General features: G+C 66.8%; 17 protein-coding genes. 7 read left to right on the forward strand and 10 right to left on the reverse strand.

The genetic code is table 11. The annotated features are described in order from the left end of the window. The coding region (locus ACWIDZ_RS15720) for a homogentisate 1,2-dioxygenase (protein ID WP_453990346.1) at window positions 1–175 on the reverse strand (175 nt) is incomplete at its 3' end. Between the two features lie 2 nt (window positions 176–177). Next, the gene (hppD, locus tag ACWIDZ_RS15725) at window positions 178–1,248 is read right to left on the reverse strand and encodes a 4-hydroxyphenylpyruvate dioxygenase (protein ID WP_453990344.1); all 1,071 of its coding nucleotides are present in this window, start codon (window positions 1,246–1,248) and stop codon (window positions 178–180) included. A 184-nt stretch (window positions 1,249–1,432) separates the two neighbouring features. Between hppD and ACWIDZ_RS15730 the strand changes: the two genes are divergently transcribed. The 6 genes from ACWIDZ_RS15730 to ACWIDZ_RS15755 all read left to right on the forward strand — a co-directional run bounded on the left by ACWIDZ_RS15730 (window position 1,433) and on the right by ACWIDZ_RS15755 (window position 8,787). Further along, window positions 1,433–1,900 carry an Lrp/AsnC family transcriptional regulator gene (locus ACWIDZ_RS15730; protein ID WP_338575161.1) on the forward strand — a complete coding sequence of 156 codons (468 nt, stop codon included), beginning with the start codon at window positions 1,433–1,435 and terminating at the stop codon, window positions 1,898–1,900. Between the two features lie 143 nt (window positions 1,901–2,043). After that, window positions 2,044–3,735, forward strand: a complete 1,692-nt coding sequence (locus tag ACWIDZ_RS15735) for a hypothetical protein (RefSeq protein ID WP_453990342.1) — start codon at window positions 2,044–2,046, stop codon at window positions 3,733–3,735. 22 nt (window positions 3,736–3,757) lie between these two features. Further along, window positions 3,758–5,020 carry an aminotransferase class V-fold PLP-dependent enzyme gene (locus ACWIDZ_RS15740; protein ID WP_453990340.1) on the forward strand — a complete coding sequence of 421 codons (1,263 nt, stop codon included), beginning with the start codon at window positions 3,758–3,760 and terminating at the stop codon, window positions 5,018–5,020. Next, complete coding sequence (locus tag ACWIDZ_RS15745) at window positions 5,017–5,982, forward strand: ornithine cyclodeaminase family protein (protein WP_453990338.1); 966 nt, start codon at window positions 5,017–5,019, stop codon at window positions 5,980–5,982. The genes ACWIDZ_RS15740 and ACWIDZ_RS15745 overlap by 4 nt, the downstream gene beginning before the upstream one ends. After that, complete coding sequence (locus tag ACWIDZ_RS15750) at window positions 5,975–7,294, forward strand: APC family permease (protein ID WP_453990336.1); 1,320 nt, start codon at window positions 5,975–5,977, stop codon at window positions 7,292–7,294. The genes ACWIDZ_RS15745 and ACWIDZ_RS15750 overlap by 8 nt, the downstream gene beginning before the upstream one ends. Beyond that, window positions 7,291–8,787, forward strand: coding sequence for a S10 family peptidase (locus tag ACWIDZ_RS15755; RefSeq protein WP_453990334.1), 1,497 nt, complete (start codon window positions 7,291–7,293; stop codon window positions 8,785–8,787). The genes ACWIDZ_RS15750 and ACWIDZ_RS15755 overlap by 4 nt, the downstream gene beginning before the upstream one ends. A gap of 8 nt (window positions 8,788–8,795) precedes the next feature. Here the strand turns inward: ACWIDZ_RS15755 and ACWIDZ_RS15760 are convergent, their stop codons facing one another. The 3 genes from ACWIDZ_RS15760 to ACWIDZ_RS15770 are packed head-to-tail and all read right to left on the reverse strand — an operon-like array spanning window position 8,796 to window position 13,144. Further along, complete coding sequence (locus ACWIDZ_RS15760; RefSeq protein WP_453990332.1) at window positions 8,796–9,779, reverse strand: ornithine cyclodeaminase family protein; 984 nt, start codon at window positions 9,777–9,779, stop codon at window positions 8,796–8,798. Window positions 9,780–9,802: 23 nt separating this feature from the next. Then, a complete protein-coding gene (locus ACWIDZ_RS15765) occupies window positions 9,803–11,917 on the reverse strand; it encodes an amidohydrolase family protein (RefSeq protein WP_453990330.1) in 2,115 nt (704 codons plus the stop codon). A gap of 60 nt (window positions 11,918–11,977) precedes the next feature. Then, window positions 11,978–13,144 (reverse strand): pyridoxal phosphate-dependent aminotransferase, encoded by a 1,167-nt coding sequence (locus ACWIDZ_RS15770; RefSeq protein ID WP_453990328.1) that lies wholly within the window; start codon window positions 13,142–13,144, stop codon window positions 11,978–11,980. A 163-nt stretch (window positions 13,145–13,307) separates the two neighbouring features. Between ACWIDZ_RS15770 and ACWIDZ_RS15775 the strand changes: the two genes are divergently transcribed. Continuing rightward, window positions 13,308–13,793: an Lrp/AsnC family transcriptional regulator gene (locus ACWIDZ_RS15775; protein WP_338575180.1), complete on the forward strand. Its 486-nt coding sequence runs from the start codon at window positions 13,308–13,310 to the stop codon at window positions 13,791–13,793. A 14-nt stretch (window positions 13,794–13,807) separates the two neighbouring features. Here the strand turns inward: ACWIDZ_RS15775 and ACWIDZ_RS15780 are convergent, their stop codons facing one another. From ACWIDZ_RS15780 to ACWIDZ_RS15800, 5 genes are all read right to left on the reverse strand, one after another. After that, a complete protein-coding gene (locus tag ACWIDZ_RS15780) occupies window positions 13,808–15,328 on the reverse strand; it encodes a S10 family serine carboxypeptidase-like protein (RefSeq protein WP_453990326.1) in 1,521 nt (506 codons plus the stop codon). A 19-nt stretch (window positions 15,329–15,347) separates the two neighbouring features. After that, window positions 15,348–16,649, reverse strand: a complete 1,302-nt coding sequence (locus tag ACWIDZ_RS15785) for an amidohydrolase family protein (RefSeq protein WP_453990324.1) — start codon at window positions 16,647–16,649, stop codon at window positions 15,348–15,350. Continuing rightward, entirely contained in the window at window positions 16,646–18,085 is a 1,440-nt protein-coding gene (locus ACWIDZ_RS15790; RefSeq protein WP_453990322.1) for an amidohydrolase family protein, read from the reverse strand. The genes ACWIDZ_RS15785 and ACWIDZ_RS15790 overlap by 4 nt, the downstream gene beginning before the upstream one ends. An 11-nt stretch (window positions 18,086–18,096) precedes the next feature. Continuing rightward, window positions 18,097–19,584, reverse strand: a complete 1,488-nt coding sequence (locus ACWIDZ_RS15795) for a S10 family peptidase (protein WP_453990320.1) — start codon at window positions 19,582–19,584, stop codon at window positions 18,097–18,099. A gap of 70 nt (window positions 19,585–19,654) precedes the next feature. Continuing rightward, complete coding sequence (locus tag ACWIDZ_RS15800) at window positions 19,655–22,630, reverse strand: TonB-dependent receptor domain-containing protein (protein ID WP_453990318.1); 2,976 nt, start codon at window positions 22,628–22,630, stop codon at window positions 19,655–19,657. Between the last annotated feature and the right edge of the window lie 477 nt (window positions 22,631–23,107).

The raw sequence follows: 23,107 nt of genomic DNA on the forward strand, positions 1-23,107 counted from the left end.
TTCTCAGATTATGGTCGCGCGGGGCGGTGAAGGCCGTGCCCGACAGCTGTTCGGCATAGAGGCCCAGCGCCGGACGCTGCGGCGAGTTGCGACCCGCCGGCAGGGCGCCGTCCACCGCCTCCGTCGCGAAGTGGTTGGCGAAACCGCTCTGATAGGCGGGCGCGTCAGCGGCCATGTTCAGGCCTCGACCTTGATGACGCCGCGACGGATCTGGTCCAGTTCGATGGACTCGAACAGGGCCTGGAAATTGCCATTGCCGAAGCCCTCATTGCCCTTGCGCTGGATGATCTCGAAGAAGATCGGACCGAACAGATTCTCGGTGAAGATCTGCAGCAGCAGGCCTTCCTCGCCAACGCTTCCATCGATCAGGATGCGGTTCTTCTTGAGCCGTTCCAGGTCCTCGCCGTGCCCCGGCACACGCTTGTCGACCAGTTCATAATAGGTCTCGATGGTGTCCTGCAGTTGGACTCCTCGGGCGCGCAGCTTCTCGACCGTCTCGTAGATGTTGTCGGTCGTCATCGCCAGGTGCTGGATGCCCTCGCCATTGTACTGGCGGATGAACTCCTCGATCTGGGACTTGTCGTCCTGGCTCTCGTTCAGGGGGATGCGGATCGCCTTGTCCGGGGCGATCATGGCCTGGGAGAAGAGGCCCGTCGCCTGCCCCTTGATGTCGAAATATTTCTGCTCCTCAAATCCGAAGATCTGGTTGTAGAAGCCAGACCAGGTGCGCATCTCGCCGCGCCGCACATTGTGGGTCAGGTGGTCAAGCAGGTCCAGGCCGACGCTGTTCGCCGCCTCGGCTTCGCGCCAGCCCTCGATCTCGGTCCAGGCGTCATAGAGGGAGCCCTTCGTCCCGAACCGGTCGATCAGATAGAGGTAAGAACCGCCGATGCCCTGCAGCACCTTGGCGTCCGCGCCCAGGGCGCCCGTCGCGGCCTCAGCCGCCTTAGCCCCGCGCGACAGGGCCAGTTCATAGGCCTGGGCGGCGTCGGCGACCCGGAAGGCCATGCCGCTGGCGGACGGGCCGTGGACCGCGCGGAAATCAGCGGCCTGACCGGTCGGCTCGCCGTTGACCAGCAGATTGGTGCGGCCCTGCTTGTAGCGCACGATGTCCTTCGTCGGATGGCGGTGCGTGGCGACGAAGCCCAGTTGCTCGATCAGAGCCTTCATCGCCGACGGATCAGGGCTGGTGAACTCGACGAACTCGAAACCGTCGAGGCCGATGGGATTTTCAGGCGTGATGGTCATGGGTCTGGCTCCGCGGGTCGCGCGCCTCGGCGGCGCACAAGAAAGGATCAGGGAAGAAACAGGAGCCGGCCGCCGCCGTTTCCACTCCTGCTGCTCAGAATGGCGCGAAGAAGGCGCGATTGCCTTTCAAAACCCCTCGTGGGATGGACCAAGACGAAAGTTATGGTTCCAATTTCGAGCAAATATGAAACAGACGTCTCTCGACGAGGTCGATCGTCGGCTCCTTCGACTGCTCCAGGATGACGCCAGCCTCAGCCACGCGGCCTTGGCGGAAAAGGCGGGGTCCTCGCCGGCGTCCTGCTGGCGACGAATCCGGGCCCTGGAAGAGGCGGGCGTTCTGCGGAGCACCGTTCGGCTGGTGGACGCGGCCCGCGTCGGTAGGGGCGTCAATGTGATGTGCCAGTTACGGATGCGCTCCCACGCGCCCGATGATCGTCAGGCCTTCGAGAGCTTCCTGCAGACCAAGCCAGAGGTGATGGAGGCTCACTCCATGTCGGGGGAATGGGACTATCTGCTGCGGATCGTCGCCGAGGACGTGGCGGGTTATGAGCGGTTCCTGATGCGCGATCTGCTGAACCATCCGAACGTGTCCAACGCCGCCTCCCACTTCGCCCTTAGCCAGGTGAAATACACGACAGCGGTGCCGATCTGACGCGAGTGTGAAATTTATGCACGCTTCACCCCCATAACGCATGACCCATGCTCGACCTGAGGGCGACGCTTCGTGTTTGCATGAAACTAGCGCATGACGGCGATTAATCTGACGATGGGAAACATCGTCGAGGGGGATGACTCATGTTGCGACGCGTCTTGGCGGTCGGCTTTCTGCTGATGTCCGCCTCCGCCGGCTGGGCGGCCGAGCCCCAAACCTTGGCGGTGACCCTCAAGCCTCTACCCGACGGTCAGGGCGGAATAGCTCGACTGAACGTCGAGATGCGCCTGCCGTCGCCGTCGATCGCGGACGGCGAGGCCCTGCTCAGAATGCCAGTGACTCTGGTCTCCACGCCCACGGCCGCCTACGCCGCCGAGGACATCCATGTTCGTGACAGCCAGGGCGACCTTCCGCTCCGGGCCGTGGATGATCCCGCCACGCCGGAAGGCGTCTATCGCCGCTACTTGCCGCAGCGCGCCGCAGCGGGCGATCTCGTCGTCTCCTACGGCGCCGAGCCGCGCGCCGTATCGGCGGAAACCCGCAACGGTCCGCTGTTCGATCTGCGCGCCCAGCCGGGCGGGCTGATGGGAGCCGGAGTCTATTTCTTCGCCCTGCCGGTCAGCGACGATCCCTATCGCATCACTCTGAACTGGGATCTGTCGGCGCTGCCGGACGGCGCGCGTGGGGTCTGGAGCCTAGGCGAGGGCGAACGGACCATCACCGCCCCGGCCAGCACCCTCTCCTTCTCCTTCTACGCGGTTGGAGCGGTTTCAAGCGAGCCGGAGGCGGGGGCCGAGGACTTCGCCCTCTACTGGCTGGCCCAGCCGCCCTTCGACATCGAGGAACTGGCTGGAGAGACCCGCGCGCTCTACACCTATATGGCCCGGTTCTTCGGCGACGAGCATGCGCCCTATCGTGTCTTCGTCCGTGAAAACCCCTATCCGGCAGGCGGCGGCACGGCCTTGGCCAAATCCTTCATGTTCGGCTACGGCGCGAACGGGCAGACCACGGCCGGCGGGCTGCAGATGCTGCTGGCGCACGAGATGGCCCACAACTGGCCGCGTCTGACCGACAGCGCCCACCCTCTGACCGCCTGGTACACGGAAGGCGCGGCCGAATACTATTCCTCGACCCTGGCCTACCGGGCGGGCTTGCTGAGCGCAGACGACTTGCTGGACATCGTCAATCGCCGCGCCGACGGCTACTATGCCAACCCGCACTTGGGCCTCTCCAACGCCGAGGCCGGCAAGATATTCTGGAGCGACGCCCGGGCCCAGCGCGTGCCCTATGGCCGGGGCTTCATGTATCTGACCAACGTCAATGCCCAGGTTAGGGCGGCATCGGGGGGACAGCGCTCGCTCGACGACCTGGTGCTGGAATTGCTGGCCCGCCAGCGTCGCGGAGAGCCCGCCGGCCTGACAGAGTGGCGCGCCCTGCTGGTCGCTGAACTGGGGGAGACGGCCGGGCAAGAGTTCGACGCCATGACCGAGGGCGAGTTGATCACTCCCCTGCCCGACTCGCTCGGCCCCTGCTTCCGCGCCGTCGCGGTCCAGGCCCGCCCCTATGATCTGGGCTTCGACGAAATGCGTCTCGGCGTCGTCGCCGACCTGCGCGCCGGCTCGGCCGCCGCCCGCGCCGGCCTGGCGAACGGCGATGAAATCCTGACCCTGACGCCCATCCCCGAGTTGCAGAAGGACGAGGGCCGCATGATGGAAATGACCACACGTCGCGATGGCCGAACCTATGGCGTTCGCTATCTGCCGCGCGGCGAGCCTGTCAGCGGCTGGCGCTGGGAACGGGTCGAGGACGTCGCCGCCGACCATTGCGCCCTGTGATCTCGTGTCGAGGAGGATAAGCATGAGCCGCACCTCGGAAGGCCTGACCCGTCGAACCTGGCTGGCCGCCTCGGCCGCCCTGCCCGCCGCCTCCGCCGTGGCGGGCGGAGCGACGGCGGAGCCTGCCTCCATCCTGCCTTCGCCCGCTTCCGGCCTTGGCGGCGCGCAGTTCCCCGACATCCAGGGAACCTATCTCGACGCCGGATCGGTCCACCCCTTCAGCGTCGGCGCACGTGAGGCCGTGAAGCGATACCTCGACTCCCGCGCCATGAACGGCCGCCCCGAAGGCTATGAGTTCGGCCCCTTGCGCCGGTCGGTGCTGGCGCGCTTCGCCGCCCTGATCAATGCCACGCCGGGCGAAGTCGCCTATGTCCAGAGCACCTCCGCCGGCGAACAGATGGCGGTGACCGCCCTGGGGCTGCCCGAGGCGGGCGGGCGAATCGTCACCGACGCCCTGCATTTCTTCGGCTCCTTTCATCTCTACAACGAACTGGAGCGGGCGGGGATGGAGGTGATCATCCTGCCGATCCGCGACGGCCGCATCCTGATGTCCGACATGGAGGCGGCGGTGAACGACCGCACGCGTCTGGTCGCGGTCTCCGCCATCTCGACCATCAACGGCTTCCAGCACGACCTGAAGGCGGTCTGCGACCTGGCTCACGCCCACGGCGCACGGGTCTATGTCGACGCGGTTCACGCCGTCGGCTCGACGCCGATCGACGTCAGGGCGACCGGCGTCGATCTGCTGGCGACCAGCAGCTACAAATGGCTGATGGGCGACATGGGACTGGGCTTCATCTACGCCCGCGCCGATCTGATCCCGCATTTGAAGCGCCCGCAGGCCGGCTATCAGCAGGTCGCCGCCTTCGCCAGCCACGCCTATCCCTACGACCCGCCGGGCGATCGGCCCTTCGTCACCCGCGCCCGAGACGACGCCACGGGCCTGTTCGCCATGGGCACCTTCAGCAACACCGGCGTGGCTCATCTGGACTGGTCACTGGACTATATCCAGGGCCTGGGCGTCGAAGCCATTCAGGCCTGGCGCCGGCCGATCATCGAGCGTGCGCGGCGCGAACTGCCCCGCCTGGGCTTCGAACCGATGACGCCAGAAGACAGCACCGGCCCCCTGATCGCCTTCGCCTATAAGGACGCGCGCCAGACCTTCGGCGAGCGGCTGAAGCGCGCCGGGGTTCAGGTCACGCTCGGCGCCCACCGGCTGCGCGTATCGGCGTCCGTATTCAACACCCCGGCCGATATCGACCGTCTGCTGGAAGCCCTGGCGTGAGCGAGGGCCTGATCGTCATGGACGCGGAGGCGGTGCGGGCGCGTCTGACGATCGCCGCCTGCATTCCGCTGATGCGCGAAGCCATGACCGCCCTGTCGTCCGGTCGGGTCGAACAGCATCTGCGCAGTTTCCTGTCGGTCGGCGAAGGACGCACCTTCGCCCTGATGCCCGCCGCTTCGGCCGACGGGTTCGGTGCCAAGCTGGTCAGCGTCTACCAGGATACGGACCATCCCGGCCGTCGACGGCATCAGGGGCTGGTCGTCCTGTTCGATCCTGAAAGCGGCGCCCCGGCCTTCATCGGCGATGCTGAAGAGATCACCCGCATCCGCACCGCCGCCGCCAGCGCCGCCGCCACGGACGCCCTGGCTCGGCCTGACGCCTCGATCCTGGCCGTGATCGGAACCGGCGCCCAGGCGCAGGCCCATCTGGAGGCCATCGCCCTAGTGCGGCCCCTGACCGAGGTCCGAGTCTGGGGCCGCGACGCCGAGGGCGCCCGCCGCTTCGCCGAAGCGATGCAGAAAAAGTACGACTGCCCCGTCCGCGCCTGCGCGACGGTCGAGGCCGCCGTCCAGGTCGCCGACATCATCTGCACGGTCACCGCATCACGCGACCCGATCCTGCAACGGGACTGGGTGACGCCCGGCGCCCATGTGAACCTTGTCGGCTCCAGCGGCCCGCATGCCGCAGAGGCCGATATCGAGCTGGTCGCCGCCAGCCGCTTCATCGGCGATCATCGCGCGCATGTCCTGGCCCACGGAGGGGAATTCCTGCGCGCGCGCCAGGCTGGACGCGTGACCGACGACCATGTCGCGGCCGAAATCGGCGAGGTGTTCGCCAGCCGCCGGAACGGCCGCATCAGCCCCGCCGACATCACCCTGTACAAATCCCTGGGCCACGCGGTCCAGGACCTGGCCGCGGCCGCCTGGCTGCTCTCCCTCGAAAGGACCGCCCGTCATGGCTGACGCTCCCCGCCTTCGTCAGGGCGTAGGCCTGCTTTCCGTCGTCGCCCTGGGCATGGGGCTGGCTGTGGGCGTGTCCATCTTCTCGGTCATCGCTCCCGCGACGGCGCTTGCGGGACCGGCCATGCTGCTGGCCGTCGTCGTGGCCGCCGCGCCCATGTTCATCATCGCCGTCACCTACGCCTTCATGGGCTCCGCCCTGCCGACCGCCGGCGCCTCATACGAATGGCCCCGGCGCTTCCTGTCGCCGGCGACCGGCTTCATGATCGCCTGGCTGCGCATCGTCGGCAGCGTCGGCGCCATGCTGATCCTGGCCCTGGTGCTGACTCGCTATGTGTCGATGATCGTGCCCGTGCCGACCAAGCCGACCATGCTGGCGGTCTTCGCCCTGGTCTTCGGGCTGAATCTGGTCGGCGTCGCCCTGGCCGCACGGATGCAGACCCTGCTGATGGGCGCCCTGATCCTCCTGTTCGTCGTTTTCGCCCTGTGGGGCGCGCCCTCGATCAAGCCCGCCGCCTTCACGCCTTTCATCAGCGAGGGCTGGGGCGGGGTCCTGGCGGCGACGCCCCTGCTGATCGGCCTCTTCTTCGGCATCGAGGCGGCGACGGAAGTCGGCGACGAGGTCAGGAACAGCCGCCGCGCCATTCCCATCGGAGTCGCAGCCTCCATCCTGTCGGCCATGGCCCTGTATCTGATGGTCGCGGGCGTCGCCATCGGCGTGCTGGGCCCCGAGAAGCTGGCCGCCAGCGAAACACCGGTGCTGGACGCCGCCGCCGTCTTCATGGGGCACGACGTTGCGGGCCCGCTGATCGTCGTCGCCGCCGTCCTCGCCATCGGCAAGTCGCTGAACGCTTTGGCCATGGTGTTCAGCCGCTACCTCTACGCCATGGCGCGGGCCGGCGCCCTGCCCTCGCCCCTGGCTCGCATCCACCCGCGTTTCCAGACGCCTCACATCGCCCTGGCCGTGGCCTTCGGCTTCTGCTGTCTGGGCCTGCTGGCGCCGATGAACCTGACCGCCCTCTTCCTGGCGGTGAACGTGCCGACCCTGCTGAAATACGGCGCGACCTGCCTGGCGGCGGTCCGTATCGCCCGAAAACACCCGGAGATTCACGCCCAGGCCGTGTTCCGTCCCAGCCGCGCCTTCGTAGCCGTCTGGGGCTGGTTGGGCGCCGTCGCCTCCCTGGTCGTCGTTCTGCTGGGCCTGACCACGGATTGGAAGCCCTATGTCGCCCTGCTCGTCTGGGGCCTGATCGGCGCGCTCTGGTATGCCGTGCGCGGCCGCTTCGGCGCTCCGATTTCGGAAACCGCTCAATGACCCGAAAATCTTTCCTGACGGTCGTCGGCCTGGCCGCCGCCCTGCTCGTCTCGCCTCAGGCCGTTAGCGCCCAGCCGCAGGCCGCATCGGCCATCGCTGCGTCGCCGCGCGCCGTCGTCACCCGTCACGACCTGACTCTGGGCGGGTCCCGGATCGCCTATGAAGCCGTGGTGGCCGAAACCATCGTGGCCGCGCCGGAAGGCGAGGACGAGGCGACGATCGTCACCACCTCCTATCTCCGCACCGGCGTGGCGACGGCGGACCGGCCGGTGCTGTTCATCTTCAACGGCGGCCCCGGCGCCTCGACCACGCCTTTGCATTTCGGCGCCTTCGGACCGATGCAGCGGCTGGGCGAAGGCGAAGCGCAATTCCTCGTTCCCAACGCCCACAGCCTGATCGACGCGGTCGACCTGGTGTTCATCGACCCGACAGGCACGGGCTACAGTCGGCCGCAGGATCCGTCCCTCGGCCAGGGCGCGCCCTTCTGGAGCCGTACCGGCGATGCGCGTTCGGTGGCGCAGGTGATCGAGCGCTGGCTGACGACCCACGACCGCGCAGCCTCGCCGCGCTACCTGCTGGGCCAGAGCTATGGCACCGTGCGCGCCGCCGAAGTGACGCGTGTCGCCCCGGACCTGGCGTTCGACGGCGTGCTGCTGTTCGCCCTGGTGCCGGGCGAACGCAGCGGGCCGTTGGCCTATATGTCGTCCCTGCCCAGCTACGCCGCCACCGCCTGGCTGCACGATCGCATCGACCGCAAGGGCCGCAGCGTCGAGCAGGTCTATGACGAGGCCGTCCGCTTCGCCCGCACCGACTATGTCTCGGCGCTGATCCAGGGCGGCGCCCTGCCCGCCGCCGAGAAGACGGCGATCGCCCGTCGCTTGTCGGACCTGACGGGCCTGTCGACCGCCTTGATCGAAGAGAACGATCTGAAGATCGACAACCGGCTCTTCATGTTCAACCTGCTGGCCGATCAGGGCCTGCGCACGGGGCAGCTCGACACCCGCGCGACGGCGCGCCTGGACGCTCCGGCCAAACAGCCCCCGCATGACGACCCCGGCCTGAGTTACGCCCCCGAGGCGGACCGCCCGATCGCTCCGGGCCAAACTGTGTTTCGCGCCAGCGACGGCGGATCGGTCGTCGACGCCTACTATCGTGAAACGCTGAACTATCGCGCGCTCGACGCCTATCAGGCCCTGAACCTGAGGGTGAACAGCGCCTGGAACCATGAAGGCTTCAAGGACGCCATGCCCTATCTGGCGGAAGCGATGAAGCGCGATCCAGACATGCGGCTGTTCTGGGCGGCGGGCTACTACGACCTGTCCACGCCGGCCTATGGCGGGCGCTACACCCTGGATCAGGCAGGCATTCCGGCGGATCGCCTGACGGCGGCCTACTTCGCCTCAGGCCACTCGGTCTTCGTCGAGGACAGCAATCTGGCGGCCCTGGCGCAGGCGGTTCGTCGCTTTATGAGGGTCTCCGGCGAAGGCCGCTGACACGCCGGCTAAAAAGGAACGACCGTTCCTTCGCCCATTTCACGCGCCGTCTGGACCAGCCAGGCGGCGCTGGCCAGATCCTGAACGACATGGCCCAGGGATTTGTAGAGGGTGACCTGGGCCTCATCCTGACGTCCCGCCAGATCGCCGGCGAACACCTGGCCGATCTCTCCGACCACATGGCTGTCATCCACATGGCCCGTGGCCTTGGCGGCCAGAAACTCGGCGCCCTGCGCCAGGACGCCGGGATGGTAGTCCGCGATGAAGCGGCTGCGCGCCACAAGGTCGGCGGCGATTTCCACCGGTCCGGCGTAGCTGGAGCCCACCGCATTGACGTGCGCCCCGTCGCGCACCCAGGCGCTGTACAGGATCGGGTCTGCGGCCGCCGTGGTCGTGCAGATGATGTCTGCATCACGCACCGCCGTTTCGACATCGGCGCAGGCGGATATGGCCAGACCCAGATGCGCGCCGACGCGGTCCGCGAAGTCCTGCGCCCGCTCTGGCGAACGTCCCCACACACGCACCTCGCGCAAGGGCCGAACCGCCGCCATGGCCTCGACATGGGCCTCAGCCTGTTCGCCATAGCCGAGAACCGCCAGGCGCGAGGCGTCAGGTCGCGCCAGCGCGTCCGTCGCCGCCGCGCTGGCGCAGGCGGTGCGGATGCGCGTCACCTCCCCGGCGTCGACCAGGGCGGCCAGCGTCCCGTCCTGCGGATCAAAGACCGCGATCGCGCCCTGATGCGAGGGACGGCCTTGAGCGAAATTCTCGGGATAGACGCTGACCAGCTTGGCCCCGAAGACCGCGTCCTCGGCTCCCATGGCGCCGGGCATGACGCCAAAGGCGCGCCCCTTGGCCAGATGCACCACGCTGCGCAGCGGCTGCAGGCTGCGGCCGGCCGAGAGGTCGATCATCGCCTGCCGCACCAGCGGAATGCAAACCTCGACCGTCAGGCGACGGCGGACGAAGTCTCGGTCCAGCAACAGCATGGTCATGCCCCTCGCACGCAACCCGCGGGTCAGTGATAGTGTCCCTCCAGCCCTTCGGGGCCGAACAAGGCTGACGGCGTATCCGCCGCTTCTGTCCGCTTCGTCGGCTGGGCGGGCGCATGGATCGTCACCCCGGAAGCGAACGGTCGGATTCCCATCTCAGGATAGATCTCGGCCGGTTGATAGGCCGCTCCGCCCTTCATCACCAGACGAATGGCGCGGATGGCGTTGATGTCCTGTGTCGGGTCGCCCGGCACCAGGAAGAAGTCCGCCATCTTGCCCCGCGCGATGCTGCCCAGATCCTGATCGCGCCCCATGTAGCGTTCGGGCGTCAGCGTGCCGGCCGTCAGAGCCTCGGCCGGGGTCAGACCCGCCAGGGTGAACAACTCCATCTCGCGGTGAACCGTGAGGCCGAGCGTATCGTCGGTGCCCGGCAACAGGGTTACGCCCGCATCGTGCAGCCGCTTGATGGTCTCCAGAATCTTCTGGAAGCCGCCGCGATAGGCGGCGTCGGCCTCGGGCGTGTTGATATCGACGAAGGCGCGACGGCGATAGCGCTGATAGCCGATCGGCATGTTATCGATGAAGGCGGCGGCCATAGGCGGAATCTCGCCCGCCCGGCTCATCATCAACGTCTCCAGCGTGACGGCGGTGACGTCCAGGGCCGACTTCTGCTCCACCATGGTGCGGATCGTCCGCTGCACCCGCTCGCTGTCCATGTCCAGGGCCGCGCCGCGCGCCATGGCGGTCAGGCGCAGCGGCGTGCGCGAATCCTCGCCCGGCTCCAGCAGCCAGCCCAGCATCAGCTGGTTGATGTGCGAAATTTCGTCATAGCCGGACGCCAACGCCTGGTCGGGCGTAACGAAGGCGGGCACGTGACCGGTCACGCCCAGGCCCAGCCGATGAGCCTCCGCGGCCACCGGCGCCACCCACTCCGGATGCAGGGAGTTGTAGATCTTCAGCTGCCAGTAGCCGTGATCGGCGTACCAGCGCACCGCCTCCAACGCCTCTTCTAGGGTATCCGCCAGAAGACCGGTTCGCACAGAATAGGGACTGCGCCCCTCCAGCATGCCGTTACGCACGATGCGCGGGCCGGGCAGCTCGCCGCGTTCGATCTCCCCGATCAGGTCGATCAGCCGCGCATTGTCATTGCCCATGTCGCGCGTCGAGGTGACGCCCGCCAGCAGATAGTTCAGCCCGCTCTGGGTGTTGTTGTGAGCGTGCATGTCGTGCAGGCCCGGCACCAGGGTCCCGCCTTCCCCGTCGATCTCATAGATGTCCGCTCGGCGCGGGCCGCCGGTCTCAGGCAGAATGGTCGCGATCCGATCGCCGAAGACGGTGACCTCCGACAGCGGCGACAGGTCGCCCGTCTCGGGCTGAAAGATGCGGACGTTGCGGAAACGGACAGGCGCGTCGAAGGCCTGAGCGAAACGCGACTGGATTTCTCGGATGCGCTGGGTCTCGAGTTCCGCCTGAAGGCGGCGCAGCGCCGGCTCTTCTTCAGCCAGGTCCTCGCGGATCAGACCGCCAAGACCGCCGACCAGATCACCTTTGTCGTCCAGCAGCAGATAGCTGGGCGCCAGGTTCAGCCCGGTCAGACGATAGACGACGGCGTTCACCGTCCCGCCCTTCAACGGCAGGCGCCTAACCTCCGTCAGGGTGATCCGACCGCCCGGCGCGACGTCCAGCGTCTGTTGCGGCGCGTCCGACAGGGCGTTGGCGTAGAGGGCCAGGCTCCAGGGACTGGCGTCATTGGCGACATAGAGACGGCCCGCCGATACGGGCGCTTCGCCGGAGTCGGCCTGGCTGGTCCAGCGCACCCGATCGCCCGTACGCTCGAAGCGTTCGTTGATCGCGCCGCCGAACAGAGAGGTTCCGTCAATGGTCCACAGCGTTGGATAGCCCTGGGCGTCTAGAACCAGATGCTCCTTGTGCTTGGGGCCTCGGCCGTTGTTGTCGACATGATAGTCGATGCGAACCTCGTCCTGCTCGCGGTCAACGACCATCCAGCCCACGTTTTCTCCGCCGGCCACGACGTTATAGCGAACCGTCTCGGCCCAGGCCGACGGCAGGGCCAGCGCCGCCCAGGATACGGCGGTCGCAGCCAGAATGCGCCAAGCGGAGCGGCGGTGAGACAGTTTCATGGTCAGTTTCCTCCAGGTCCTCTCGGCTCTTTGCGGCCTTTTCAATCAGGGTTTCGTCGGTCAGCGCTTCAGCGCTTCATGAAGACGGGACAGCCCCTCGTCCATCAGCTCCGGCGACAGACCGATGCCGAGCCGCATATATCCGGGCAGGCCGAACATCTCGCCCGGAGCTGTGACCAGGCCGTCTTCGCGCCACAACCGCTCGGCCAGGGACAAGGTGTCCGCATGGCGGACGACGCGCGGAAAGGCCATGCAGCCGAACTCCGGCATGGCGCCGTCCAACAGGCCATCGGCGCGCATCGCCGCCAGGTGATGTTCCAGGATCGGCCGCCGCTCGGCCAGAACCGTTCGCCAATGCGCCTCGAACGGGTCGGGGTTTTCCAGGATCAGGGCGCTGACGGCGTGGGTCAGCTTGGAGACGCCGAACTCACGCGTGGCGTTGGCGGCGGCGATCCGTGCGGCCGCCGTAGGATCGGCGAGAATCCAGCCGCAACGCAAACCATAGAGGCCGAAGACCTTGGCCAGGCTGTTGAGGCGGATGAGATTGGGCGCTGCCGGCAGGCTCACAACCGTCGGCCGTGCGAAGTCCGCATAGACTTCATCGATCACCAGCCAGGCGCCCTTTTCCGCCGCCGCCCGCGCAAGGTCCAGCACAGTCTCTTCACTCAGGCGTCGTCCCGACGGATTATGCAGGTTGGTGATCACCGCCATGCGCACGCCCGGCGCGAGCGCTTCGCGCAAGGCGTCCGCCGTCAGATCGAAGTCCGGCGCCGCGCGGACCAGCGGCATGGCGACGCCGCCTGCCGCTTCGGTCAGGCCGCCCAGAACATCGAAGCCAGGCGTCTCGATCAGAACCCCATCGCCCGGCTGGATGAAGGCGGCCAGAACCTGACTCAACCCGTTGGCCACCCCGGTTGTGGTCAGCACGGCTCGCTCCGGCGCGCCGTATCGTGCGGCGACCGCCGAGATCAGATAGGGATTCCCTCGCCCGAAAACGCTCGTGTAGCGATCGGTCGGTCGCCCATCGAAAGCGCCTGAAACCAGGGCCGACAACAGGGCCGTCGGCTCCTCGATCGTGCTTTCGAACAGCAGGCGCGCATCCGCCTGCAAAGGCATCAACCGGTAGAGATTCCGGCTCCATGCGCTGTAGCTGGCGCCGTTATACAGGGAGGGTGAGTCCACAGCCGGCCGCGCGACGCTTTCAGCGCCCTTGGCGGAGGCGGACAAGGGATTGGTCGGCATCCTCGGCCTTGGCGTTCAGCGGGAAACCAGCCCGTTCCCATGCCCGCATCATATCCTCGGGCTTGGCGGGCGATCTTTGCGTTTGTCAGCGTAACCTCCTCCATGCATGAATAGACAATGCAGGCTTTGAGGAGAGGGAGCGAAATCAATGTCAGCCGCCTTGGACGCCATCGACGTACGGATTCTGGAGCAACTTCAAAGGGACTGCTCGATCTCCACCTCGGAACTGGCCGAGCGGGTCGGCCTGTCCCAATCGCCCTGCTGGCGGCGCATTCAGCGGCTGAAGGACGAAGGCTACATCAAGGCTCAGGTGGCGATTCTGGACGCCGAGAAAGCCGGCTTCCAACTGCACGTCTTCGCTCAGCTGAAGATCAAACACCTCAGCGAAGAAGAACGCGAACGCTTCCTGGCCGCCATCGAGGCCACGCCGGAAATCGTCGAGTGCTATTCAATCCTTGGCGAGCGCGACGCCATGATCAAGGTGATCGCTCCTGACATCCGCTGGTATCAGGACTTCATCTTCCGCAAGATCCTGAAGCTGCCCGGCGTCGAGGACATCAACTCGACCGTCGCTCTTTCGGAGATGAAGCGTTCGACCTTCCTGCCGGTCCGTCACCTCGCCAAGGCGAGCTGAGGCGAGCGTTCGGTTCACCAGGCGCTCATCGCCTTCGCATAGAAGCGACGCAGATGATCCGTCGCCTCGGCGCGGGCGTCGGGGTCGGAAAACACCGCATGGCCGGCGACAAAGACCCGATGATCGAAGCGATCCGACGGCAGGTCGGCGGCCAGATAATCCTGCACGGGCCGCGCATAGGGAATGGTCAGGTCGTAATAGCCCGCCATCAGCGTCACATGCAGCCGATCATCACGCCGCATCAACTCGGAAAAGAGCGCGGGGATCATCACCGGGCCGCCGCTCCGGTTCCAGTTCCACGCCCGATTGGCGTCTATCGATAGACGGACATAGCCGTTGACCGGTCGATAGCCGATCTCCTCGCGGAACAAGGCCTCGACCGCTCCAGTCTGGTCGTAGGTCAGCGTGTAAGGCGAGGTCGAGGGATCGTCATAAGGCGGGCTGCGCCGCTCGGTCACAGCGCGCGACGCCTTGGCGCGGCTGTCCGATCCGCCGATCCTCATCCCTTGGTCGGCCATAAGCTCCCGCGTGAACAGGGCCGCGGGAATTTTCAGGCCGTTGTCCAGAATGAGCGCCTCATCCAGACCCGTATAGGCGGACAGGGCGCGCGCCATTTCGCGGCGAGGCGCTTCGGCCAAGGCGTCGCCCTCGGCAAGGGCGTCAGCGTAGGGACCGCTGGCGAAGGTCCAGGCCTGATCCGCGAGTTGCTGCACCGACATCGCCACATAGGCGCCCTGGCCATGGTGACGCGCCGTCGCCGCCAGGGTGGGCAGGGCCAGGACCGCAGCGTCATACGTCTTTCCGCCCGGCGCCTCCCCGCGCCCCGCCATCGTGGAGGGCGACACCAGGGCGACCCCGGCCAGACGCGGCGCGGCGTTCATCGCCGCCAGGCATTCCGCGACCAGCCCCACCCGAATGCCGGCATAGCTCTCGCCCACCAGAAAGACCGGCGCCCCTTCCCGCCCATGGGCGCTCAACCAGGCCAGAATGAAATCGGTGATAGCCGCCGCGTCCTCGTCCACGCCCCAATAGGCCGACGACGCATTATCCCCGAAGAAACGCCCATAGCCGGTGCCGGGCGCATCCACGAAAACCAGGTCCGTCGTATCGATCAGGCTGTCCGGGTTGTCGACAAAGCGATACGCGCCGCGCGGATCGGCGCCCGCTGTGATCCGAGGAGCCAGACCTTCGCGCAGGGCGATGGTGGCGCCGCCCGGCCCGCCGTTGAACAGGAAGGTCACCGGACGCGGCCCCACCGCCTCGCCGACATAGGACACGGCGGACAAGGTGGCCCTGGCGCGCCCCTGTGGGTCGCGTAGCAGGGTCTCCGACGCCTCCGCGACGTAGGGCAAGATCCGTCCCCGCACCGTGATCGTTCCGCGCGTCGAAGCGGCGGCGGGAACGAAGGGGTCGGCGGCCTGAGGTTCGCTGCTGGCCGAAGTTTGGCCCTGGGCCTGGGCCGGCGCGGCCAAAGACAATGCGGCCATGCACAGCCCCGCCATCAGGACCGCGGCGCGATGTTTGCAAAGCCTCATGCCCAGAACTCCAAGATCGTCAGTCAGCGGTCAGGCGGCCGATGTAACGGTCGCGCAAAGCCCGGTTCCGGGCGGTCAGGGGCTGTTCGACGCCGCGGATCATCACCATGCGGGCGACGCTGCTTGTCTCCAGAGGATCGCCGCTCCACAGCACGAGGTCGGCGTCCTTGCCCGGTTCGATCGAGCCGAAGCGATCGGCGAAACCGAAGATGACGGCAGGATTGATCGTCACCGCTTCCATCGCCTCGTTCCAGCTCAGTCCATGCCGCACCGCCCGCCCGGCGATGAAACGCGGCGTACGGATCAGGAAGACGATACGCGCAACCGACGGCTTGAAGGCGATCTTCACGCCCGCTCTGCTGAGAATGGCGGCGTTGTCGTAGGTGGCGTTCAGGCTGTCGAAGGTGAAGGCCTGATTGTCCTCGCCGTTCAGCACCACGGGAACGCGGGCGGCGGCGATGCGGTCAGCCACCATCCACCCCTCAGCCGCGCCCGACAGGATCAGCCTGACGTCCTGCTGCTCGGCGAAGTTCAGGATGTTGACGATGTCGGACGCCCGCTCGACCTCGACCAGCAAGGGCCGCTCGCCCCGCGTCACGGGAACGAGGGCCTGCAGATCCAGTTCGGAGACCGGCGCATGTTCCAGACGCGCGCGATCGAACGCGCGCGGATTTCGGTCATAGGCGCGCACCAGATCCAGCACCTGCGCCAGACGCGTCAGCAAGGCCCCGCGTCCGCCGCCCGCCGCCGCTGCGCCCTGAGCCCCGGCGTTCATCACCACGGCTGCGCCCGGCCGGACCGTCAGCTCATAGCCCTGGCCCAAATGGATGACAGAGGCCTGCCCGCCGAACAGCCGCGCCGAACCGTCGCTCGCCCGGCCCGGCGCATTGGGGGCCAGCACGGCGCGGGTCACGCCCTCGATGCGGGCCTCGGGAATCTGGGGCGAGTTGGGATTGACGTCAGCCAGAACATCAAACCCGGCGCCGAGATCAGGCGCGGTCGAGCCCAGACCGCCCCAGCCGCTGCCGATCGTGTCGTTCAGCCCCAGAGGAGTTATGGCGGCGACCAGGCCGGGCGTCAGGATCATCCCCTCCCCGTCGATCACCCTCGCCTCCGTCGGCACGGCGATATCCCGCCCGACCTCGGCGATGCGCCCGTCGCGCACAACGACGACGCCGCGCTCCAGATCCCCCTCAGGCCCCAGAGAGACGACGCGCGCGTTGACGACCGCAACGGTTTCGGCGTCGGCAGCCATCGGCGCGCCCAACCCGACCAGTATCGAGCCGACGCACAGCAGGCGAATAATCCGCGAGCCGCTCATCGCGGCGCCTCCGCCACGTCTGGGCGCCGCACGTGTCCCAGCTCGAAATCGGAACGGGGCGCGGCGTCCGCCGCCGCGCGATCGTGGACCTGCGCCCCATCCATGAAGACCAGATCGGGCGCCGAGTAGACGCTGAACGGATCGGCGCTCCACACGATGACATCGGCGATCTTGCCCGGCTCCAGCGAGCCGGTCCGATCATCCAGCCCCAGGACGCGCGCCGGATTCAGGGTGATCCAGCGGATCGCCTGCTCCGGCGTGGTCGCCAGTCCCGCCTCGCGCCCGGCCGTCATCGCGCGGCCGGCCTCATGGTTCAGGTGCTGCATCAGCATGACGTCGTCGGAGTGCAGCGCCGCGACGCCGCCCGCCGCCTCGATGAAGGCGGCGTTCTCCATGATGGAGTCGTAGGCCTCCATCTTGTAGCCGGACCAGTCCCCCGCCCAGGTGACGACCGGCACGCCCTCGCGGACCAGTTCCGGCGCGATCTTGAAGGCCTCCAATGCGTGATGGAAGGCCGCGATGCGGAAGCCGAACTCATGCGACAGATCGATCATCTGCAGCATTTCATCGGCGCGGTAGCAATGGATGTGCACGGGGATATCGCCCTTCAGCGCGCCCGCGACCGTCTCAAGCGTCAAATCGCGACCAGGCGGATCAGCGCGCTCGCCCGCCGCCGTCTTGCGACGATAGGCGTCCCAGCGCGCGGCGTATGCGGCTGCGGCGATGAAGGTGTTCCGATAGCCCATCATGGCGCCCGCGCGCGTGCCGGGCTTGCCGGCGCCGCCGCTGGACGGGTTCTCGCCGCAGGCCATCTTCAGGCCCTGGCGAGCGTCAGGAAACTTCATGGCCTGCGGCGACAGCGCCTCGACATTGCGCAGCACGACCGTGCGGCCGTTGAACATGTTCGACGAGCCGGGAAGGATCTGCATGGTCACGACGCCCGCAGCCAGAGCGCGCTCGAACATCGGATCCTGCGGCCAGACGGAATGTTCGACCCAGACCCCGCCGGGATTCGGGCCGCTCTCATTGCTGGAGTCGCCGCCCGCCGCACCGGGGCTGGAGCCGGCCCCGATGTGAGCGTGCGGGTCGATGATGCCCGGCGTGACCCAGCGCCCGACGGCGTCGATGACGCGGGCGTCCGTCGGCACGGCGACATCGCGGCCCACCGCCTCGATGCGCCCCTCGCGCATCAGCACCGTTCCGCCGTCGATGCGCGGACCGGCAGCCGTGAGGATCACGGCGTTGATAATGGCGGTCGGCGGAGCCTGCAGCGCTCGATAGGTTGATGGATAGGCCGGCGGATCGGCGTAGGGATCCAGTCCTCTCGCCACCGCCGGGAATGATGCGGGCGACGCGACTGCAGGCCCCTCAACCTGAGCCGTCGCGCCGCCCGCCGCGGCTGCGCTCAGCGCCGCAAGACCCAGAATCCGCACCATTCCCCTCACGGTTATCTTCCCGCGATGAAGGCGCGCAGATCCTGGGCCATGGCCGTCCGGGCGTCCGGATTGCTGTAGGTCATATGGCCGCCCTCATATTCCTTCAGCACGATGCGTTCGCGCGGATAGGCGGCTTGATCGGCCAGATAGCGGGCGGCGCCGATGGTGGTGGTCGTGTCGAACACGCCCGTCCCCAGCATCAGGCGGAAACGCGGATTGGCCGCCATCGCCCGCTCGACGCCTCGATCATAGAAGTAGTCGTCGAAGGGGCCGCCGGCCCCCTCGGTCGGCTCATAGCCCCACGGTCCCGGCCGGGGCGCCGATCCGCGATAGTCCGACATCGACAGGCGCACGCCCAGGCTCTCGGTCATATGGCGCGCCAGCAGGGGCGCGACCATGGCGTTGACCTTGTTGTACGGGTCGGACGGCCGTTCGCCGGCGCGCGGCGCCGGACCGCTGTAACGGGCGTCGTACATGCCCAGGATCAGCCCCTGATCCTTCAGCAGCTCGACGCAGAAATCCATCTTGGTGATGACCAGACGGTTGGCCAGGTAATAGTCGGCGGAAATGCCGGTCAGGCTCTGAAGCCGCTCCGCCGTCGCGCGCCGCTCGGCCGCCGTCAGCTGATTGCCGCGCCGCAGGGCCGACAGATAGTCGGTCATCGCGAAGGTCCAGGACTCCTCGATCCGGGCCTTCAGGTCCTCGCTGCCGGGAATGCGCTTGTGGAAGGCTGCGATCGCCGTCAGCGCCGGCAGGTTGACCGCATAGGAGACGATATTGCCCCGACGCTGACTGGTCTCGATCATGTTCAGCGCCTGTCCCATCAGGGCGACGCCATCCAGCGGCAGGCTTTCGCTCAGCAACCCGGCGGTCAGGGCGGCGCGCAAGGTGCCGTAGCTTTCTCCGACCAGATATCGGGGCGACCCTGCGCGTCCAGCCCTCCTCAGCCAGGCCTCGATGAAGCCCGCCGTCATGCGAGAGTCCGCTCCATCGGAATAGGCGGCCTTGCGGTCGGCCTCATCGACCAACCGGCTGAATCCCGTCTCGGGCGGATCGATGAACACCAGGTCCGCAACGTCCAGCAAAGAGTCTGCGTTATCCAGCAGGGCGTAGGGCTCGGGCACATCCTCCGTGACGTCGCGAGGCGGGTCGTACCGCTTGGGTCCGAAGGCTCCCATGTGCAGATAGGACGAGGCGACGATCGGGCCGCCGTTGAAGAAGAACAGGACCGGCCGGGTCGCATCGACCGGTTCGGCCACATAGGCCGTTGTGACGAAGCGCGCGGCAGGCCGACGTTCAGCCGACGCCACCAGCGTCTCCTCGACCGTCGCGGTGTAGTTCAGTGCGCGGCCGTTGAAACGGCCCTGATGACGCGACACGAAGCGGATCGGTCCTGTCGCCTCCGGCCGCGTCGTCTCCTGCGCGATCGCTGCCGGTGCGACGCCGGCCGATAGGGCCAAACCCGCCAGAAGCGACCGTCGGCTGGGAGCGAAGGACATGAGTTTCTCCAGAATTACGGCCTGTTACGACAGGAAGGCGGCGCCTGCGGACGCCGCCTCCCCTATCGCATCAGAAGCGGGCGTTCACCCCGACGAACAACTGACGCCCCAGGATGTCGCCATAGTTGCGCGTGGGGAAGGACGGCTGCTCATCCGTCAGATTGGTGACCCCGGCCCGCAGCGTGTATTTGCCGAAGTCGTACAACGCTGAAACGTTGTGACGAATATTGGCGTCGATATCGGGCGTCGGCGTCGATTCGATCGTATCGAACCGGTTGACCTTGGTCTTGGGCAGATAGGACATCGAATAGGTCAGGCGCAGCGGCCCGCGCGCATAGCGCACGTCATAGCGCGACACCCAGTCAGGCGAGGCCGTCGTACCGTCGGTGCGCAGGTAGTCGAAGCCCGTGACCGAGGTCTCCAGCAACGCCGTATGGGTGACTTCGGCGTTCAGCTCCAGCGAGCCGTAGTAGCCGCCCTGGAACCAGTCATCTAGGCTGAAGCCGTAGTTGATGTTGTAGACCTCGCCTTCATACCGGACACGACCGGCGTTGAAGGTCGTCGAGATCGCCGTCGCGACATGCCCCTGGTCATTGTAGGTGAAGGTGTCGCAGGCGCTGCTGCGCTCGCTGGAGTCGAAGCAGGTCGCCATGAAGTCCACCGGTGCGAACGGCGAAAGCCCGTCCTTCAGCTCCACTTCCACCCGGTCCGCCACGATGGTCAGGCCCGGAATAAATCGCGGCTGCAGGATGACCCCATAGGTGGTGGTGTCCGACAGTTCGTTGCGCAGGTCCGGATTGCCGCCAGAGGTGATCATGACGTTGTTGAAGTTCTCGCCCGGATCCTGAAAGCCTTCCAGCGGCCCCCAGCCCGGATTGGCGGCGAACAAGGCCTCGCAGTTGGCGCGGCGGACAGCGGGATTAGGCCCGGTGGCGATGCGGTCGGCGTCGCAGGGGTTGCGAGTGATGGACCCCAGGCTGGTGGTCGACGGGGCGAACAACTGGTTCAGCGTCGGCGCGCGGAAGTTGCGGCTGCGCGATACGCGAACCGTGACGCCGTCGACCACGCCCCAGCGCAGACCGGCGCCCCAGACGTTCTCGCGGCCGGCGATGGAGTTGTCGACGACCCGATAGGCGCCGTCGAGCTCCAGCGACTGGACGAACGGCAGGGTGAAGTCGCCGCCCAGGACGGGGATCAGCAATTCGGCGGAGAACTCATTGGTGTTGTAGTCGCCCGAGGTCGGGACCGATTTCGCGCCCGATCCCGTCAGGCCCTGCTGGCCTGCTTCAGACGGAGTGAAGGCGGCGTCCTCGGCGCGATACTCATAGGCCAGAGAGAAACTAACCGGACCGGCCGGCAGTTCGAACATGGTCCCGCCAAGCGTCGCCAGGAAGTTGTCCTGGGTGTTCTCATAGGTCTCGCCTACGCGCACCGACACATAGTCGCGCATGGCGTCTGTCACGGTGCCGGCGCCGAAGATGTTGATGGGCACGCAACCGGCGTCGTCGTTCGAGGGATCGGCGTCGGCGTTGACGGCGCAGACGACCTGACCGCCCTGGTTCACAGCGTTCACAGCCTTCTGCATCCGCTGCGTCCAGACGCCCCATCCGGACCGTTCACCGTCCACCTGCGCACGGCTGTAGGACAGGCTCCAGTAGAAGTTGCGATCAGCGAAATCGAAGTCGCCTTCCAGGCCGATCTGGCCGCGCCAGACATCCGTCGCGTGGACGAACTCACGCGTCGGCACGGCGTCCGCCCATTGCTTGGACAGGAACAGAGGCGCGCCGGCTGCGAAAGCCGGGCTCGCCGCTTCCAACTGGGCGCGCGCCTGCGGCGTCAGGAAGGCGTTGTTGCGCGTGAAGGTCAGGACCCCAGCACCCGAGGCGGCGTTGTTCAGAACCGTATTGCTGCCTCCCTGGGTGCCGAACGGATCACGACCTTCCGTCTGGGCATAGGTGAACTCGCCGGTCAGGCGCACCCGATCCGTCAGATCGAAGCGGCCGATCAGACTGGTGTTGAACCGCTCCACGCCTGAGTAGAGCGCCGCAATCTCGCGATAGTCCCAGCCGTCTCCACCAGAGGCGAAAGGCACGCCGTAGATCGTTCCCGTGTCATAGCCGACCACGCTCTGGCCATCGGCCGCGAACTGGGTCGGCGCGCCGCCGATCTGCAACAACATAGCCGGAACCGGCGCGGGCGTGGTGTAGATCACCCCGTTGTAATTGAAGGGCCAGAACCGCCCATGAAGGATTTCCTTCAAGGCCGGAATGCCGTCATTTGGGCCCGTATCTGCGGAATTGCTGGTGGTCAGCCGCGCCAGATTCGAGATCGGGCGATCGTAGCTCAGCAGGGAATCGCTCTCCGACCACTCGATGCTGCCGGCCAGGTTGGCTCGCCCGTCCAGGAAGTTGCGGCCGGCCGTCAGGCGCAGGCTGCTTTGCGGATAGTCGCCACGCCAGCTCAAGCCGTACTGGGCGTCCAGCTCCAGGCCGTCGAAGTCGTCACGCAGCACATAGTTGATGACCCCGGCGATCGCGTCCGACCCATAGACCGCCGCGCCGCCGGCCTGAACCACGTCGACGCGCTTCAACAGCCCCACCGGAATGATGTTGGTGTCCACCACCCGATCACCCATGCCCTGGGCCGTGGTGACGAAACGGCGCCCGTTCACCAGCGTCAGGGTGCGGCCCGCCCCCAGGCCGAACAGGTTGGGAAACTGTTGCCCGCCGCCCGACTGGTCCCCGCTGCCGTCCGCCATCGGCGTGGACGGCACGACCGACGTGTTCTGATTGAGGGCCTGCCCCGCCTGGACATAGCCGCGCTCATTCAGAACCTCGCGATCAACCGCCACCAGCGGCGCCGACGTCGAAGTGTCGGCGCGCCGGATACGCGTACCCGTGACGACGATCTCTCCGACTTCCGATATTTGCTCGCTGTCGGCCAAGTCCGCCGTCTGAGCCTGAACGCTCGTCGAGGTCAGCAGCGTCGACAGGGCCGCCCCGACCACGGTCGAGGCCATCAGCGCCCGTTTCGATAATTTATTCACGATCCAGTCCCTCCCGACATGGGCGCAAGGGATTCCCCGATCCCTCATTTATGTGAAACTTAGGCTGGGTCGGGTGGTTTGTTGTTTCGTTTTGTCGGAAGCCGGCGCCGCTGACCGAATGATAATGCCGCCGTGTCTCGAAACTGCGATTAAATAATGTGTTTACGCTGCTCGCATAGGCGCGCCATGCGAGGAATGACTTCGGCAGGAAGTCGTCCTGGCAGGATCACGACACGCTCTTCCGCGCAAAAATCCTGGCGGACCGCGATCCCACAGCTGACGAAGCTGCAGGAATGACAGCGTCAAACCAAGATGGAATGCCCTGGCACCACCCCAAAGCATAGATCCTCACAGTGTCTTCGCTCAGTATTCCATTCGCAGACCCAGCGACAGGGTGCGGGGCGGGGCGTAGCCGGCGACGCCGCCGGCGGTTTCGGAGACCTCGACCTCGGCGTCGAACAGATTGTCGGCCGCCAG

The organism is Brevundimonas sp. NPDC055311 (assembly GCF_053645695.1).

What these genes read in the sequence shown, in the direction of transcription:
- hppD (WP_453990344.1), bottom strand. Translation starts at nt 1,248, where the DNA reads ATGACCATCACGCCTGAAAATCCCATCGGCCTCGACGGTTTCGAGTTC.
- ACWIDZ_RS15730 (WP_338575161.1), top strand. Translation starts at nt 1,433, where the DNA reads ATGAAACAGACGTCTCTCGACGAGGTCGATCGTCGGCTCCTTCGACTG.
- ACWIDZ_RS15735 (WP_453990342.1), top strand. Translation starts at nt 2,044, where the DNA reads ATGTTGCGACGCGTCTTGGCGGTCGGCTTTCTGCTGATGTCCGCCTCC.
- ACWIDZ_RS15740 (WP_453990340.1), top strand. Translation starts at nt 3,758, where the DNA reads ATGAGCCGCACCTCGGAAGGCCTGACCCGTCGAACCTGGCTGGCCGCC.
- ACWIDZ_RS15750 (WP_453990336.1), top strand. Translation starts at nt 5,975, where the DNA reads ATGGCTGACGCTCCCCGCCTTCGTCAGGGCGTAGGCCTGCTTTCCGTC.
- ACWIDZ_RS15755 (WP_453990334.1), top strand. Translation starts at nt 7,291, where the DNA reads ATGACCCGAAAATCTTTCCTGACGGTCGTCGGCCTGGCCGCCGCCCTG.
- ACWIDZ_RS15760 (WP_453990332.1), bottom strand. Translation starts at nt 9,779, where the DNA reads ATGACCATGCTGTTGCTGGACCGAGACTTCGTCCGCCGTCGCCTGACG.
- ACWIDZ_RS15765 (WP_453990330.1), bottom strand. Translation starts at nt 11,917, where the DNA reads ATGAAACTGTCTCACCGCCGCTCCGCTTGGCGCATTCTGGCTGCGACC.
- ACWIDZ_RS15775 (WP_338575180.1), top strand. Translation starts at nt 13,308, where the DNA reads ATGTCAGCCGCCTTGGACGCCATCGACGTACGGATTCTGGAGCAACTT.
- ACWIDZ_RS15780 (WP_453990326.1), bottom strand. Translation starts at nt 15,328, where the DNA reads ATGAGGCTTTGCAAACATCGCGCCGCGGTCCTGATGGCGGGGCTGTGC.
- ACWIDZ_RS15785 (WP_453990324.1), bottom strand. Translation starts at nt 16,649, where the DNA reads ATGAGCGGCTCGCGGATTATTCGCCTGCTGTGCGTCGGCTCGATACTG.
- ACWIDZ_RS15790 (WP_453990322.1), bottom strand. Translation starts at nt 18,085, where the DNA reads ATGGTGCGGATTCTGGGTCTTGCGGCGCTGAGCGCAGCCGCGGCGGGC.
- ACWIDZ_RS15795 (WP_453990320.1), bottom strand. Translation starts at nt 19,584, where the DNA reads ATGTCCTTCGCTCCCAGCCGACGGTCGCTTCTGGCGGGTTTGGCCCTA.